The organism is Alteromonas nitratireducens (assembly GCF_040812025.1).
Taxonomy (GTDB): domain Bacteria; phylum Pseudomonadota; class Gammaproteobacteria; order Enterobacterales; family Alteromonadaceae; genus Alteromonas; species Alteromonas nitratireducens.
On the sequence record NZ_JBFNPK010000005.1, the window covers coordinates 98841 to 115120 of the forward strand.

The following is a 16280-nucleotide window of genomic DNA, read 5'->3' on the forward strand; positions in this document are numbered from 1 at the left end:
TCACTTTCTTACACACAAAGCGGTAGCGTAGGTACACAACATCATCAGTGTGAGAGTGGCAGTGAAACGAGCGTTGTCGTTGTTATTACTGTTATTGCTTGCCTGCAGCGCGCCTTTCATGGCCGGCGCAGCAACCAAGGTGCGCTTTTATGGCGAAGTGTCGGCCCCCTTTTACTGGGTTGATGAGCAGGGCAGAGAACAGGGCGCCAGTATCGATCTCGTCAATGCCCTGATTGCCGATGCCGGACTGGACGCGACCATTGAGCATCTACCCTGGGCACGCGCCTATTATGAGGCAACACAGCATCCGAATGTCATCCTGATGTCGGTACTGCGCACGCCACTGCGTGAAACCGAGTTCCAGTGGCTGGGTAAAATTCAGGATGTTCGCGCGTCGCTCATTTCTCTGTCTTCACGCCACGATCTGATAATTCAACATCTTGATGATGCCCGCCGCTACCGGGTTGGCACCATTCGCGGCTATGGCTCAGCGCGTTACCTGCTGGAACAGGGCTTCACCGAAAACAACAACCTGGTCCTGGCACACAGCACCGAGCAGTTATGGACATTGTTGTTCACAGGCCGGATTGACATGGTGCTGGCGAATCTGATGACCGAGCGGTATGAAATCCAGTCCATAGGCTTTGATCCGAACCAGGTAAGAGAAGTTTACAATGTTGTGCCGCTCAATCTGACTCTGGATATGGCCACCGGTCACCTCACGACACCACAAATGGTGAAACACATCACCGACAGTCTGGCAGCGATTAAGGCCAGTGGCCGCTTCGATGCCATTATGCAAAAATGGGGGCTGTCTTCAGCTCGTTCTGACCCGACAAAAAAGTGATCGAATTCGCTTACTGACTGATACGCAACTGAGCCCTAAAAAAATTACAACGAGGATATTTGTTATGCCTGTTCGCTGTCGTCTGGCCTGTGAAGCAGATTTGCCCGTTCTGAATGGGTTTCAGCGGGGAATTATCCGAGCAGAGGAGTGCTATATACCGCGCCGGAAACAAACCGATTATCAGTATTATGACCTTGCACTGCTGCTGAACGATCCCGACACGCGCATTGTGGTTGCGGAACATGACGCCACGCTGATCGGCTCGGGCTACGTGCAAAAGCGTGCGTCCAAAGCCTATCTGGAACATGCGTTTCACGGCTATGTGGGCTTCATCTTTACCCGCCCCGAGTTCCGCGGACAAGGCGTGGCCAGCGCCGTACTTGACGCCCTCGCAGACCAGGCGCGCAATATGGGCCTGGACGAACTGCGCCTGGACGTCTTTGCAGACAACGACACCGCCATCCGCACCTATGAACGCGCCGGGTATCAGAGAAATACACTGGAAATGCGACGCCCGTTATGAGCAAACGTTACCTTAAGGCTTACCTGGCCGTGCTGTTTATGTTCGCCCTGCTTGATGGCGTTTGGCTTGGCGTTGTCGCGATGGACTGGTACCGCGATGCGTTCAGTACGCTGCTGCGCGACCCGTTTATTACCTGGCCGTGGGTTGTGTTTTATCTGGGTTACAGCGCCGCTGTCGTGGGACTGGCGGTGAATCCTGAACGTCAGGAGACCTCGCTGACCTGCCTGGGCCGTGGCGCTCTGCTTGGTGCCGCAGCATACGGCACGTACAACCTGACCGGCTATGCCATCATCAGTGACTGGCCTCTGGGCATGACACTGGTCGATTTGGCCTGGGGTACGGTGGCAACCGCATTACTGGCTGTCAGTGGGCATATCGCTGCGAGATGATATATCCGGGCGCCGAGTGTGCTACACTTTGCCGGTTTTAACTGCACAGGAATTTGTCTTTCATGTCGTGGATGCGAAAAACCCTGCTGTCGCTGTTCCATTACCCGGTCAGGTGGCTGGTCCGAGCCCACAGTATACCGGTGAATGTTGAATCAGAACTGGGAATCGATAAATCCAAACCGATCATTTATTTGCTGGCGAATAACTCGATCACGGATCAGCTGGCACTGAAAATGTCGACCTCAGCACTGGGACTCCCCAGCCCGACCGATTCACTGATGCTGGCGGGGAAATCGTACCCGTCAACACTGTTTTTACGTAAAACCCAGCCACTGTTCCGACAGTCTTCCGGCACCACGGGGATTGAGGATATCTTCAGTGAATTGTTTCACCTGCACCGCGATAATGAGTCGCTTGAGCTGCAGGTGGTACCGGTGTTTGTTTCGTGGGGGCGGGCCCCCGGTAAAGGCAAGCCCGGTTTTGGCGATTTGCTGGCAGACCGTGCAGCCCCAAGCTGGCTACGAAAATTCTTTATCGTGCTGTTTTTAGGTCGTGACAACTTTATCAGCTATAGCAAGGCCGTTTCCGCACGCACGATGGCCAGATTACGTGGTAGCGACGAGCAAATTGCCCACAAACTGGTACGCGTAGCAAGCACTCACTTTCACCGTAAACGCCAGAGTCTGACGGGCCCCACTTTGCTTGAACGTCAGGAACTGAATAACAGCGTGCTGGGTTCGGATGCGGTTCGCCGTGCGCTGGCAGAAGAGGTTCGAAGCAAAAAAATCAGTCAGGACGAAGCCCGCGCAAGAGCCCAGGAATACATTGAAGAAATTGCGGCTGACTACCGTGAAGGCCTTATCCGTTTTGGCGATCGCCTGCTCACCCGCATCTGGAATAAAATTTATAACGGGATCAGTGTGGGCCATGCAGAACGGGTGCGCGAACTGGCGGCGAATGGACATGAAATTGTCTATGTACCCTGCCACCGCAGCCACATGGACTATCTGCTGCTGACTTACGTGATTTACCACGAGGGCATGGTTACACCGCATATTGCCGCCGGCATCAACCTGAATTTCTGGCCGGTTGGCAAAATGTTCCGCCGCGGCGGGGCCTTCTTCCTGCGCCGCAGTTTTGCCGGCAACAAGCTGTATACCGCAGTGTTTCGCGAGTACCTTGAACTGCTGTTTAATAAGGGCTACTCGGTAAAATATTACCCTGAGGGTGGACGCAGCCGCACCGGACGACTGATCCCGCCAAAAACCGGTATGCTGGCCATGACCGTCCAGGCCATGCTGAAAGGCATTCATCGTCCGGTCAGCATTGTGCCAGTCTATATTGGTTATGAGAACGTGATGGAAGTGAAAAGCTACCTGAGTGAACTCAAAGGATCGGTGAAAAAGAAAGAGTCAAACTGGCAGGTGTTTTCGGCCATCAGAAAACTGAAAAATTACGGCCACGGTTACGTTAACTTTGGTGAGCCGTTGCCACTGGCGCAGTTTCTTGACCAGCAGGTGCCTGACTGGCGTGACAGCCGCGAGGGAGATCCTGACAAAAAGCCCGGCTGGCTGACCCCGGTGGTCAACGAACTGGCCAACAATGTGATGACCCGCATTAACCGCTCTGCCGCCATCAACGGTATGGCGCTGACCTCGCTGTGTCTGTTGTCATCAAAAACCCAGACCATGAGTGAAGGTGAGTTAAAGCAGGCGTTGGCCGATTTTCTTCATCTGCTGCGCGCTGTTCCTTTCAGCGATGACGCCACGGTACCCGATCTGTCTGCCCGGCAGATGCTCGATGAAACGCTTCGCCTGAACCGTTTTGACGTAGAAAAAGACGACTATGGCAGCATCATCAGCCCGCAGGCAAAGTCCGCGGTGTTCCTGACGTACTACCGTAACAATATTCTGCACATGTTTGCCCTGCCAGGTCTGGTGATGGCGGCGGTGTTTGCACACCGCACCATTGAGAAAAACCAGATCCTGCAGCTGGTTGCGGCGCTGTACCCGCTGCTGCAGCGTGAACTGTTTTTGCACATGACACAGGATCAGGCGCTGGCCTACAGCGAATCACTGATTGCGGCGCTGAAAGAGCGCGGCTTGCTGCAGCAACGCGGTCGCTACATTACGCCGCCGGATGCGCACGCCAGAACCTTCCATTCCGCCTGGCTACTAAGCCGCTGTATGCAGGAAACTTTCCAGCGATATGCGGTGGTTCTGACCATCCTGGATAATGAAAAACTGATCAGCCGGGCCACGCTGGAAAAAACCAGCCGTCAGGTTGCCGAGCGTTTGTCGTCGCTGTTTGGCCTGAATTCACCCGAGTTTTACGACAAAAACGTGCTGTCGAGCTTTATCAATGCGCTACGTGAGAACCACTGGATTGATACCGCGGCCGACGGCAGTCTGAAATATTCGGAAGAGTGTGAAGCACTGCGCAAAGATGTTCGGGCCCTGGTGTGGCCGGAAATTACCCAGCATCTTGAAAACGTGGTGCTGCACCACGCTGCCGAGTAAGTGCACTTTGTCCCGGCATTACGCCGGGACAGCGTCAGCCCCGATTTAACCGCACGTTACCCTAATCGTATTGCTGACGAAACAGGCCTTGTCGCGCGCTTCCTCTACGCTGCTGCCTGTTGCCAGCGCCACGCCCATGCGTCGCCGCCCACTCACCTCGGGTTTACCAAACAGCCTGAGATCGGTCCCCGGCTTACTGAGAGCCTCGGGCAGCGCATCATAAGTCACCTGTGTTGATTTTCCCTCCACCAGCAGCACCGACGAGGCACTCGGTCCGTAACTGTCAACTGATGGTACCGGCAGTCCCAGGATCGCACGGGCATGCAGCGCAAACTCAGACAGCGACTGGGAAATCAGTGTCACCAGCCCGGTATCATGGGGGCGCGGAGACACCTCGCTAAAAATCACCTCGTCACCTTTGACGAACAGCTCTACCCCAAACAGTCCCCAGCCACCGAGCGCCTTGGTCACCTCATCTGCGATGATCTTTGCCCTTTCCAGTGCCAGTGGCGACATCGCCTGAGGCTGCCATGATTCGCGGTAATCTCCATCTTCCTGACGATGCCCAATCGCATCGCAAAAGGTCACACCATCGCGGTGCTGCACCGTCAGTAAAGTAATTTCAAAATCAAAATCCACCTGCTTTTCGACAATGACCCGGCCACGACCGGCGCGTCCGCCCTGCTGGGCATAGTCCCAGGCACTGGCTATCTGCGACGCATCGGTAACACGCGACTGGCCCTTGCCGGAGGAACTCATGATGGGTTTGACAAAACAGGGCAGCCCAACGTCCTCAATCGCACGCGTAAAATCGTCAAGCGTGTCAGCAAAGCGGTAGTCTGACGTTGTCAGGCCCAGGGTTTCACTGGCCAGTCGCCGTATGCCTTCCCGGTTCATGGTGGTGTGTGCTGCGTTGGCGCTGGGTACCACTTTAAACCCCTCACGTTCCAGCGCCAGCAGTTCAGCCGTCGCGATGGCTTCAATTTCCGGCACAATCAGTGCGGGCTGCTCCTGCTCGACAACCTGACGCAACGCTTGCGCATCCAGCATCGAAAAAACATGCGCGCGATCGGCAACCTGCATCGCCGGCGCGTTAGCATAGCGATCACAGGCGATGACCTCACAGCCCAGGCGCTTTAGTTCAATGGCGACTTCTTTACCCAGTTCGCCCGCGCCCAGCAGCATCACGCGGGTTGCCGACGCTGAAAAAGGGGTACCTATGGCTGTCATAACTTCTCCTGTTGGCTGTCATCATGTGACAAGTCTGTCCGTTCAGACGGATAGACTTGTGTATGCCTAGTACCATAGTCACTTTTTGCCCATCAGGAAAGCGTCGTCTGGCTGACCGGAAGACGTTCACCATGCGCCCCAATAAAAAAACGCGCCGAAGCGCGCTTTTTGCTGTAGCGGTAAGGTTATTCCGCGGCTTGTGGCCCCAGACGAAAGTCCAGCTGGACCAGCAGACCGGTCTGACGCAGTGCCTGCCCACCCTGGATCCGCGGTTTGTACTGCCATTGTGCCAGTGCCGCCTGTGCGCTTTCATCAAACACGCCAGCCGGATCTGATGACACCACTTCAATGTTGTCGGTTGCGCCGGTCTCGGTAATATCAAATCGCAGAGTCACCGAGCCTTCCAGGTTGTCACTGACCGCCTGCTCCGGATAAGTCGGGTCAACCCGTACTACGGGTGTGGCTTCGTTCACTTTGGCCTGAGGAGCGGCCGTTGCCGGCTGTGTTGCCAGGGCAGTATTCACGGTGAATAGCGCGGCAACAAGCAATGTGGCGGCGCCTGCCAGACGATGGGTCGTAACCGGGCGCTTAATGGTGTTGAGTCGTTTTAACATAGTGCTTTTTTCTCCAAACGGGGCGTACAGGTGGTGTGAAAGTGATGCCTGCTCAGCACAGCTGACCAGCGCGGTGGCATAGCGAAGCTTGTCAGCCTCGCCGGCGCTTTTCATTACGGCGTGATCGCAGGCCATTTCCTGACTACAGCGGAACGCACGCAAACTTATCCAGACCAGTGGGTTAAACCAGAATACGAGCGTGATACACAGGGCCAGCGTATTCCATAAATGATCGCCGTGCCGATAGTGCGTTTGCTCATGTTGTAACACCAGTTTTTGCTGGGCTGGCGTGAGCAGCGAGGTAAAGTTAGCTGGCACCAGAATGGTTGGGGCAACAAAACCAAACAGCACGGGCGATGAAACGGCCGAGGAATAACAGACGTTGTCAGCCTCGGAATAGCTGGCACCAACCGATAGCCGCAGCCGTACATACTGCGCCGCATAGAAGGCTGTCAGCACCAGTGCGCCGGCAGCCCAGAGTAGTATCGGCAGGCTGGTTTGGCTGACCGACAGGGTCGGGGTGATACCGACCACATAGCGGGTCACGCCGGCCGATGACAGCGCCGTGGCACTAAAAGTGCAGATTGTTTAGCAGCAGGGTTAGCGGTACCAGCAACCACAACCGATAGCTGAATACCGCCCCGAGTTGCCCGGTTAACCGGCGGTCTGTAACAAGCAGCAGTATCAGTGCAACAGACAGCACGCCCTGCTGCTGAATAAGCCAGTCAGTCATTGTCCTGCTCCCACGCTTTAATCAGCGCCTTAAGTTCGTCGACATCCTGTTTAGACAGACTGTTCCGATTGGCAAAGCCAGCCACCATAGGCGCCACCTTCCCCTTGAACAACCGGCTGACGAAGTGTTCGGTTTCCTCGCGGGTATACTCTTCGCGCGCAATCAGCGGATGGTAAAGGTATTGCCGCTGCTGTTTGTCATATGCCAGTACACCTTTTTTTACCAGCCGGCCAAGCAGGGTTTTCACGGTTTTTTCGTGCCAGTCTTTGTGCTGCTTCAGGCGCTTAACAATCTCGGCAGAGGTTGCCGGGTAGTCATCCCACAGTACATCGAGCACTTCAAACTCCGCATTGGAGATGTCTTTGGTGGCTTGTTTGCTCATTCCATCGCCTTTTTCATTAAAGATTACATTTGTAGTCTAAATAAAAGATTACACCTGTAATCCAATTGTGCAAGTTTCTTATTAACATTATTTAAACTTTTCTCACCGGCCCCTCGACATACCCATAGTCTCACTGATTAAGGGAATACCCTGTTATGCCTATTGCTGACACCAGCGGCCAGGATACGCTGTTAGCCGCCCCCCGCCCTGCCTGGCGCAAACCCGTTATATGGCTGATCCCGGTTGTGCTGGTCATGCTGCTGATTTTTGTCATGCCTGCGCTGAGTAAGTGGAGTGCCAGTGAAGCCTCTGTGCCCCGCGATCGCATTCGCGTTGCTGAGGTCATCGTGGGCGACCTGGTGCGTGATCTCTCGGTGGAAGGCAGGGTAGTTGCCGCTGCCAGTCCTCGCGTGTACAGCCCCGCCCAGGGCGTGGTGGATTTACGTGTGGAAGCCGGAGAGGAAGTGATACGCGGCGATGTGCTGGCGGTCATCGACAGTCCGCTGCTGACCAATGAGCTGGAGCAGGAGCAGGCCCGGTTCGAGCAGCTTGCCGTCGCCGTTGAGCGTCAGCGTATTCAGGCCAAAAAGCTGATGCTGGAGGATCAGAAAGCGGTGGATATGGCCCAGGTCACGCTGACCGCCGCCGATCGTGAAAAGCGCCGGGCCGACAAAGCCTACGCCAGTAACGCCATCAGCAACATTGACTTTGAAAAGGCGCAGGATGATCTGCACAACGCCAGACTGGTTCACGCCCACGCGGTGAAAGATGCCGAGCTCAATAAGGAAAGCCTGCTATTTGAGATTAAAAGCAGTGAACACGAGCGTAATCGCCAGGAGCTCAAAGTCAAAGAGCTGCAACGCCAGGTTGATGCACTGGTGCTGCGCTCACCGGTTACCGGCATCGTCGGCAACCTGAGTGTCGAGCAGCGTAACCAGGTAGACAAAAATGCACCGCTGATGAGCGTGGTGGATCTGACCGAGCTCGAACTGGAAGTGGGTATCCCCGAAAGCTACGCCGATGATCTCGCCATTGGCATGCCCGCCCAGGTCAGCTTTAACGGCGACCTGTATCCTGCGACGCTAATCAGCATTTCTCCGGAAATTGAAAACAATCAGGTCACCGGACGGGTACGTTTTGATGCTGACGGCGAGGCCATCAGCAGTATTCCGGTGGGCCTGCGCCAGAATCAACGGCTAACCACCCGTATTCTGATGGAAAACAAACCGGGCGTGCTGATGGTGCAACGCGGCCAGTTTCTGGAAAGTGGTGCCGGGCGCATTGCTTATCGCGTAGACGGCGATATGGCCTACCGGATCCCAATTAAAACCGGCGCACGCAGTTTGGCCGCCGTGGAAATTACTGAAGGCTTACAGCCCGGCGATCGCATTATCGTCTCGGGAACCGGCCAGTTTGACGGCGCTGATGCCGTATCTATTACCCAATAACGACGATAAGGAACGCCCATGTTAACCATGACCAATCTGACCAAGGTATTTCGTACTGATTTGGTAGAAACCCATGCCCTGCGCGACTTTAATCTGCAGGTGGACGAAGGAGACTTTCTTTCGGTGACCGGCCCGTCCGGTTCCGGCAAAACCACGTTTCTGAATATAGCCGGCCTGCTGGAAACCTACACCGGCGGAACCTATACACTGGACGGGCAGGACGTGTCCGGTCTGTCGGACAGCGCCCGTAGTCAGCTACGCAATGAAAAAATCGGATTTATCTTTCAGAGCTTCAACCTGATCCCGGACCTGAACCTGTACGATAACGTGGATGTCCCGCTGCGCTATCGTGGCCTGTCCTCAAAAGAGCGGGACCGGCGCATCAGGGAAAGCCTGGAACAGGTAGGGCTGGCGAACCGCATGAAGCACCTGCCGTCTCAGCTCTCCGGTGGACAGCAGCAACGCGTGGCAATTGCCCGCGCGCTGGCCGGTGAGCCGCGCTTCCTGCTGGCCGATGAGCCAACCGGAAACCTCGACAGTAAAATGGCCGCCAGCGTCATGGAGCTGCTTAAAGACATTAACCGCCAGGGCACCACCATTATTATGGTTACGCACGACCCTGAGATGGCCGCGCAAACCTCCCACAATGTGTTTGTCAGAGACGGTCAGGTATGCCGTGACGACGACGCACAACCTATCCGTGCTGTCGCCGGTCAGTAAAAGGGAGCTCACCATGTTTGCCTACTATTTGCGACTGGCATTAAAAAGCCTGCAGCGAAATCCGTGGCTGAGTGCCCTGATGATGCTGGCAATTGCGCTGGGAATTGGCGCGTCGATGACCACGATTACGGTAAATTACGTTATGGCGTCCGACCCCATCCCTACCAAGAGTGACCAGCTTTACTATGTGCAGTTAGATAACTGGGATCCATACTCGCCGTTTGAAGAGCCGAATCAGCCACCGGATCAGCTGACCTGGACGGATGCCACTAACCTGATGAAAGCCAGACGCGCAAGCCGTCAGACCGCGATGGCGACCACCGGTGCCGTTGTCGAGCCGGCCGATGCGGATATCAATCCGTTTATGGCACAGATTCGTCTGAGTTTTGCTGACTTCTTTCCTATGTTCAATGCTCCCTTTCTGTATGGCAGTGGCTGGGGCAGTCAGGATGATGCCGACCCCGCGTATGTGGTGGTCCTCAGTAAGGCGACCAATGATCGGGTCTTCGGGGGTGAAAACTCGGTCGGGCGGTCACTGACCGTAGCCGGGCAGACATTCCGGGTAGTCGGTGTGCTGGATGACTGGGTTCTGGTACCGCGTTTTTATGATGTGGTGAACGGGGCCTTCCAGGAAACCGAGGATGTGTTCATGCCGTTTTACATGAAACGTGAGCTCGAACTGCCCAACGGCGGTAACACCAACTGCTGGAAATCGCCCGAAGGGGAAGGTTTCACCGCATTCCTGCAGTCAGAGTGTGTGAACTTCCAGATGTGGGTTGAATTGCCGGGCAATGGCGACAGAGCGGCGTATCTCGACTTCCTGAACAGCTACGTGACAGAACAAAAAGCACTGGGCCGTTTCGAGCGTCCGATGAACAACCGCCTCAGCAATGTCATGGAATGGATGGAATACCAGCAGGTTGTCGCCGACGACGCACAAATCATGATGTGGGTTGCACTGCTGTTTCTGCTGGTGTGCATCCTCAATACCATTGGTCTGCTGCTGTCGAAGTTCTCACAGCGCACCGGCGACATTGCGCTTCGCCGGGCAGTCGGTGCCACCCGCGGCGCCATTTTTTCACAATATCTGGTAGAAACCGGCCTGATTGGACTGGGCGGTGGCCTTGCCGGGCTGGGTCTGACATTGCTGGGGCTGCAGGGCATTAAAGTACTGTACGGCGACTTCGTGAAAAATATGGTGCATCTGGACGTCACTATGGTCGTCATGGCTATTGTCCTGTCTATCACCGCCAGCATTCTCGCTGGTTGCTATCCGGCATGGCGGGCAACCCTGATCGCCCCTGCCACCCAGCTGAAAACACAATAAGGAGTGCAGCATGAAAACTAACTGGGAAATTGGCCCTATCGTGCGTGCGCTGTTGCGCAACAAGGTTGGCGCACTGCTGATCGCGCTGCAAATTGCCATCACTATGACCATTGTCATTAATGCCATTTTCATTATTGTGGAGCGGGCCGCACTGATGGACAGAGCGTCCGGTGTCGATGAAGCAAACAGCTTCTATCTCACCTCCACCGGATTTGGCAGTCAGTTCGCGCCCAAAGCCGTGATTGAGGAAGATTTACGTCTCATTCGCAGCACGCCAGGGGTGATTGACGCGATTCAGATTAACGCCATCCCCATCAGCGGCGGCGGCTGGTCGATGAGTCTTGCCACCGAAACCGGTGACGACATCGAAGGCATCGGCACCGCGAATTATCTGGTCGATGATCACGCTGTGCGCGCGCTGGATGTTGAGGTGATTGCGGGTAAAAACTTTACCCCTGGCGATATTCGCTGGCGCGAGCAAAACCAAAGCGACTGGCCACCGGTTGCAATGATCACGCGCGCACTGGCAGAGGCCTTGTTTGAGGATATTCCGTATGCCGACGCTGTTGGGAAAACGGTGTATATCGGTAACGATGAACCGGTCATCATTACTGGCATCATCGATAAACTGCAGGCGCCGTGGATCGGCTGGGATCGCCTTGAACATGCCATGCTGACCCCCGAGAAAATGGCCACACCGTCGTACCGTTACTATATCCGTACCGAGCCGGGTATGCGGGATACACTGATGGCCAGCCTGGAGCAGACTCTGGCCGATGCTTACCCCAACCGCATTATCCGGAATGTGCATACACTGACCGATACGCGTGAACGCAGCTATCGCCGTCACAGTGCCATGATTAACCTGCTGACGATTGTGATGGTTCTGCTGTGCACCATTACCGCACTGGGGATCGTCGGTCTGACGAGCTTTAACGTCAACCGTCGCAGAAAGCAGATTGGCACGCGCAGGGCGCTTGGCGCGAGCCGACAGGCTATCATGCGGTATTTTATGCTGGAGAACCTGATTATCTGTGTCGCCGGCATTACCGTGGGCAGCGCCCTGACGATTGCACTTAACATGGCGATGGTGGAACTGTTCAGCCAGAACGCGCTGGACTGGTACTACATTCCGGTTGGTATCGCCGTATTACTGGTGATTGGACAGACGGCGGTACTTGCGCCCGCCTGGCGCGCCGCACAGACACCACCGGCACTGGCTACCCGCACGGTATAAGGTTCAGCCAGCCCAGAGACAGACGGCGAGCAAGACAGGCAGTGTCAGCGTCAGCAGTACATTCATCCCCATCGCCGTCAAAAAGTGCGGCGTGGTCTCTTCGAAACGCAATGCCCGCATAAAAATAACGGCGGCAGGGACGCCGGCAAGCGCGGCCAGCTGCAGACTGAGTGGTAGTCCGCCCTGCGTCGTCAGCATAAACAGCATGGCAATCAGGACGACCCACTGCAGCGCATAGATAACTGCCGCACCGCGGTAACCATACACCACCACAGCGTGACGCCGGCCATGCTGTTTGTCGGCCTCGCGGTCAGGAAACTGATTGAGCAGCAGCAGGTTATTGACCAGCAGTGCAGGGATGACCGACACTGCCAGCATGGTCTGGTCCGCCATGCCCGTCAGCGCCAGATAAGCGCCAAACCCCATTATCAGACCGAACCCCAGCCCGGGCGCCATCAGACACAACAGGGGCGAGCGGTTAATGTACGGGGTATAGGTCACCACAATTCCCACGCCCGCCAGGCCAAGCAGCGATAACATCAGGCTTTGACCGGGCTGCAGCGCTATCAGGATCAGGCCGCATATGACAGTCAGCGAGACAAACAGCCATGCCGTCCACCACACGGTACGCAATCGGCCGGGCGCATCAATCAGTGCACCACTGCCTCCGCTGAACGGCGTTTTGATGGTATGTATGTCAAGCTGACTGCAGAAATCCTGGTACTCGTTGAGCATATTGACAGCGATATGTGCACTTAGCGATGCCAGTACAATCAGTAGCAGGGACAGCGGGGACCAGTCGCTGCCGGTATAGTGCGCATAGGCCACAGGCAATGACAAACAACTGGCCACCAGCAGCAAAAATGGCGGCCGCATAGTCCTGATAACGGTGGCCGTTGTCATCGTCTTCAGTGTGACAGGAAGAAACGGTAGGCCGGGTCGCTGGTCACGTCAACAAACGTGTATTCCAGTCGTGCCAGATGATCATCAAAATCAGCCCGGCTGTCAGGCGGTATATCAAACCCGGCCAGCACCAGTCCCTCGGCGGCCCCGTGATTACGGTAATGGAACAGGGTAATGTTCCAGTGCTCACCCAGCGTGTTAAGGAAGTTAAGCAGCGCCCCGGGACGCTCCGGAAACTCAAACGCAAACACCTGTTCGTTCAGGATAGTGGGTGGGCGCCCACCTACCATGTGTCGTACGTGCAGCTTCGCCAGTTCATTGTCAGACAGGTTGAAACAGGCATAGCCGCGTGACTCCAGGTCGGCCTGTAATTCGGCAAACTCGGCCTGACCGCCCTTCAGCTTCACGCCAACAAAAATATGCGCTTCACTTTCGTTGGCGTAGCGATAATTGAATTCGGTGATGGCTTTGTTCCCCACGCACTCACAAAACTGTTTAAACGCCCCCGGCCGTTCCGGGATTTTCACGGCAAACACCGCTTCTTTCTGCTCGCCCAGTTCACAGCGTTCAGACACATAGCGCAGGGTATGGAAATTAATATTGGCCCCGCACAATATACCGGCCAGTTTTCTGCCCTGCACATTATGGGTTTTCACATACTTTCTGATGGCGGCCACCGACAGTGCCCCGGCCGGCTCTGCGATCACCCGGGTATCGTCGAAAATATCCTTGATAGCACCACAAATCTCGTCGTTATTGACAGTAATGATGTCATCAATAAGGCGGTTGCACAGGCGAAACGTTTCTTCTCCCATGGTCCGCACTGCCACGCCATCGGCGAAAATACCCACGGTGGGCAGGGTCACCGGTTTGCCGGCCTCGCGCGCAGCCTTAAAGCAGGCTGATTCGTCCGACTCAACAGCAATGATCTTAATATCCGGCTTTAATTGCTTCAGATACACCGCGATACCAGCTGCCAGTCCTCCGCCTCCGACAGCCACAAACAACGTGTCGATATGCGGGTTCTGCTCGAGCAGTTCACGTGCCACCGTACCCTGACCCGCAATCACGTCGGGATTATCAAACGGTGGTACATAGGTATAACCGTGGGTGTCACACAAGGCTTTGGCATGATCGTTAGCGGCATCAAAACTGGTGCCATGCAGTACGATAGTGACGTGGTTGCCGCCAAACCGGCGTACCGCTTCGACTTTAATGTCCGGGGTGGTTTCCGGCATGACGATGGTGGCGTTGATGCCCCGCATATGAGCACTGTAGGCCAGTCCCTGCGCGTGGTTACCCGCCGATGCCGCAATCACACCAGCAGCCAGCTGCTCGTCGCTCAACGAACAGATACGGTTATAGGCACCACGTAATTTAAACGACTTAACCGGTTGCTGATCTTCCCGTTTCAGAAAAATCTCGTTACCCAGCTCGGCTGACAAACGCGACAGCGTCACCAGATCACTGTTCACAGCAACGTCATAGACCGGCGCAAGCAGGATCTTTTTCAGGTAATCGTGATCACTGATGGTCATAGTGCATCCAGCTTAGATGCGTCACGTACCGCGCCTTTATCTGCACTGGTGGCCAGCGCCGCAAAGGTTTTCAGGGCCAGCGATACCTGGCGGTCACGTTGTTTGGGCTGCCATGGTCTGGCAGAACGTTCCATCGCCTCGCGACGCGCGGCCAGCTCGGCATCGCTGATCGCAATATTAATCGTACGATTCGGAATATCGATATCAATCCGGTCGCCATCCTCCACCAGCGCGATACCACCGCCACTGGCCGCTTCGGGTGAGCAGTGACCAATTGACAATCCGCTGGTTCCGCCCGAGAAGCGGCCGTCGGTGACCAGCGCACAGGCCTTACCCAGCCCTTTGGATTTTAAGTACGAGGTGGGATACAGCATTTCCTGCATGCCGGGACCGCCTTTGGGCCCTTCATAACGAATGATGACCACGTCACCGGCCTGCACCTCATCACCCAGGATTGCGGCAACCGCGTCATCCTGGCTTTCATAAATACGTGCCCGGCCACTAAAGGTCAGAATGGAGGCATCAACACCCGCCGTTTTAACGATACATCCGTTTTCAGCCAGGTTACCGTACAGCACTGCCAGCCCGCCGTCCTGGCTGTAAGCATGAGCCATATCGCGAATACAGCCTGTTTGACGATCATCGTCTACGGTGTCCCAGCGACAGTCCTGACTGAATGCCTGGGTGGTGCGGATCCCCGCCGGACCGGCGCGATAAAACTCACGCGCACGTTCATTATCCTTGCGAGTCACATCCCATGCCGCAATCACATCGACCAGCGGCTTACCCAGCACATGATGTACTGACTCGTTAAGCAACCCGCCTTTACGCAGTTCACTTAAGATCCCAAGCACGCCGCCCGCCCGGTGCACATCTTCCATGTGATACTGCGGCGTCGACGGCGCCACCTTACACAGATGCGGCACCTTGCGCGAGAGTCGATCAATATCGCTCATTGAGAACGGCACATCCCCTTCCATGGCAGCTGCCAGCAGGTGCAAAATGGTATTGGTCGAACCGCCCATGGCGATATCCAGACTCATGGCATTTTCAAATGCCTCGAAGCTGGCAATATTACGGGGCAGGGCAGAGGCGTCATCATTGCCATACCAGCGCTGACACAGGTCAACAATCACCTTACCAGCCTGAATAAACAACTGCTCACGGTCCGCGTGGGTCGCCAGCAACGAGCCGTTACCCGGCAGCGACAGCCCGAGCGCTTCCGTCAGACAGTTCATGGAATTCGCCGTGAACATCCCTGAGCACGAGCCGCAGGTCGGGCAGGCTGAACGTTCAATTTCATTACTGTCACTTTCGCTGACTTTATCGTCGGCGGCAGCCACCATGGCATCGACCAGATCGAGTTTAATCAGCTTATCTGACAGTTTGGTTTTGCCGGCTTCCATTGGCCCGCCTGAGACAAACACCACAGGAATGTTCAGGCGCATTGCCGCCATCAGCATGCCCGGGGTGATTTTGTCGCAGTTGGAAATACACACCAGCGCATCCGCGCAGTGGGCATTCACCATATATTCAACCGAGTCGGCGATAATTTCGCGCGACGGCAGACTGTACAGCATGCCGCTGTGCCCCATGGCGATACCGTCGTCCACCGCAATGGTGTTGAACTCTTTGGCCACACCACCGGCGTCTTCAATGCTGCGGGCCACCAGTTGACCGAGGTCTTTAAGATGAACATGCCCGGGAACGAACTGCGTGAAAGAGTTGGCAACGGCAATAATCGGCTTACCAAAGTCGGCATCTTTCATACCGGTGGCGCGCCAGAGGGCACGCGCCCCTGCCATATTTCTTCCCTGTGTTGTGGTTGCAGAACGTAACTTGGGCATAATCTCTGACCTGTTTGTTTAAA

General features: G+C 55.6%; 15 protein-coding genes. 8 read left to right on the plus strand and 7 right to left on the minus strand.

Features of this window, described 5'->3' with window-relative positions:
- Positions 1-55 precede the first annotated feature (55 nt).
- The 4 genes from AB1N33_RS06495 (at position 56) to plsB (ending at position 4278) form a co-directional block, all read left to right on the plus strand.
- The gene (locus AB1N33_RS06495; protein ID WP_411270733.1) at positions 56-847 is read left to right on the plus strand and encodes a substrate-binding periplasmic protein; all 792 of its coding nucleotides are present in this window, start codon (positions 56-58) and stop codon (positions 845-847) included.
- 64 nt (positions 848-911) lie between these two features.
- The gene (locus tag AB1N33_RS06500) at positions 912-1370 is read left to right on the plus strand and encodes a GNAT family N-acetyltransferase (protein ID WP_411270734.1); all 459 of its coding nucleotides are present in this window, start codon (positions 912-914) and stop codon (positions 1368-1370) included.
- Entirely contained in the window at positions 1367-1759 is a 393-nt protein-coding gene (locus AB1N33_RS06505) for a DUF2177 family protein (RefSeq protein ID WP_411270735.1), read from the plus strand. Before AB1N33_RS06500 ends, AB1N33_RS06505 begins: the two co-directional genes overlap by 4 nt.
- Before the next feature lie 62 nt (positions 1760-1821).
- Positions 1822-4278 carry a glycerol-3-phosphate 1-O-acyltransferase PlsB gene (gene plsB / locus AB1N33_RS06510; RefSeq protein ID WP_411270736.1) on the plus strand — a complete coding sequence of 819 codons (2457 nt, stop codon included), beginning with the start codon at positions 1822-1824 and terminating at the stop codon, positions 4276-4278.
- A gap of 45 nt (positions 4279-4323) precedes the next feature.
- Here the strand turns inward: plsB and purT are convergent, their stop codons facing one another.
- From purT to AB1N33_RS06530, 4 genes are all read right to left on the minus strand, one after another.
- Entirely contained in the window at positions 4324-5508 is a 1185-nt protein-coding gene (gene purT / locus AB1N33_RS06515; RefSeq protein ID WP_411270737.1) for a formate-dependent phosphoribosylglycinamide formyltransferase, read from the minus strand.
- Between the two features lie 185 nt (positions 5509-5693).
- On the minus strand, positions 5694-6668 hold the full coding sequence (locus AB1N33_RS06520; RefSeq protein ID WP_411270738.1) for a TonB family protein: 975 nt from the start codon (positions 6666-6668) through the stop codon (positions 5694-5696).
- Between the two features lie 25 nt (positions 6669-6693).
- Entirely contained in the window at positions 6694-6855 is a 162-nt protein-coding gene (locus AB1N33_RS06525) for a hypothetical protein (protein WP_411270739.1), read from the minus strand.
- Positions 6848-7237: a BlaI/MecI/CopY family transcriptional regulator gene (locus AB1N33_RS06530; protein WP_411270740.1), complete on the minus strand. Its 390-nt coding sequence runs from the start codon at positions 7235-7237 to the stop codon at positions 6848-6850. Before AB1N33_RS06530 ends, AB1N33_RS06525 begins: the two co-directional genes overlap by 8 nt.
- Positions 7238-7392: 155 nt before the next feature.
- On the opposite strand from AB1N33_RS06530, the gene AB1N33_RS06535 reads away from it, so the two are divergent.
- From AB1N33_RS06535 to AB1N33_RS06550, 4 genes are read left to right on the plus strand one after another with little or no spacing between them, the layout of a single operon-like run.
- Positions 7393-8685 carry an efflux RND transporter periplasmic adaptor subunit gene (locus tag AB1N33_RS06535; RefSeq protein ID WP_411270741.1) on the plus strand — a complete coding sequence of 431 codons (1293 nt, stop codon included), beginning with the start codon at positions 7393-7395 and terminating at the stop codon, positions 8683-8685.
- An 18-nt stretch (positions 8686-8703) separates the two neighbouring features.
- Entirely contained in the window at positions 8704-9405 is a 702-nt protein-coding gene (locus tag AB1N33_RS06540) for an ABC transporter ATP-binding protein (protein ID WP_411270742.1), read from the plus strand.
- A 13-nt stretch (positions 9406-9418) separates the two neighbouring features.
- On the plus strand, positions 9419-10732 hold the full coding sequence (locus AB1N33_RS06545; protein ID WP_411270743.1) for an ABC transporter permease: 1314 nt from the start codon (positions 9419-9421) through the stop codon (positions 10730-10732).
- A gap of 10 nt (positions 10733-10742) precedes the next feature.
- Entirely contained in the window at positions 10743-11969 is a 1227-nt protein-coding gene (locus AB1N33_RS06550; RefSeq protein ID WP_411270744.1) for an ABC transporter permease, read from the plus strand.
- Between the two features lie 3 nt (positions 11970-11972).
- Here AB1N33_RS06550 and AB1N33_RS06555 read toward each other — a convergent pair whose 3' ends face one another.
- From AB1N33_RS06555 to ilvD, 3 genes are read right to left on the minus strand one after another with little or no spacing between them, the layout of a single operon-like run.
- Positions 11973-12845, minus strand: coding sequence for a prenyltransferase (locus AB1N33_RS06555; RefSeq protein WP_411270745.1), 873 nt, complete (start codon positions 12843-12845; stop codon positions 11973-11975).
- A 32-nt stretch (positions 12846-12877) separates the two neighbouring features.
- Complete coding sequence (ilvA, locus tag AB1N33_RS06560) at positions 12878-14410, minus strand: threonine ammonia-lyase, biosynthetic (RefSeq protein ID WP_411270746.1); 1533 nt, start codon at positions 14408-14410, stop codon at positions 12878-12880.
- Positions 14407-16257, minus strand: a complete 1851-nt coding sequence (ilvD, locus tag AB1N33_RS06565) for a dihydroxy-acid dehydratase (RefSeq protein ID WP_411270747.1) — start codon at positions 16255-16257, stop codon at positions 14407-14409. Before ilvD ends, ilvA begins: the two co-directional genes overlap by 4 nt.
- Positions 16258-16280 lie beyond the last annotated feature (23 nt).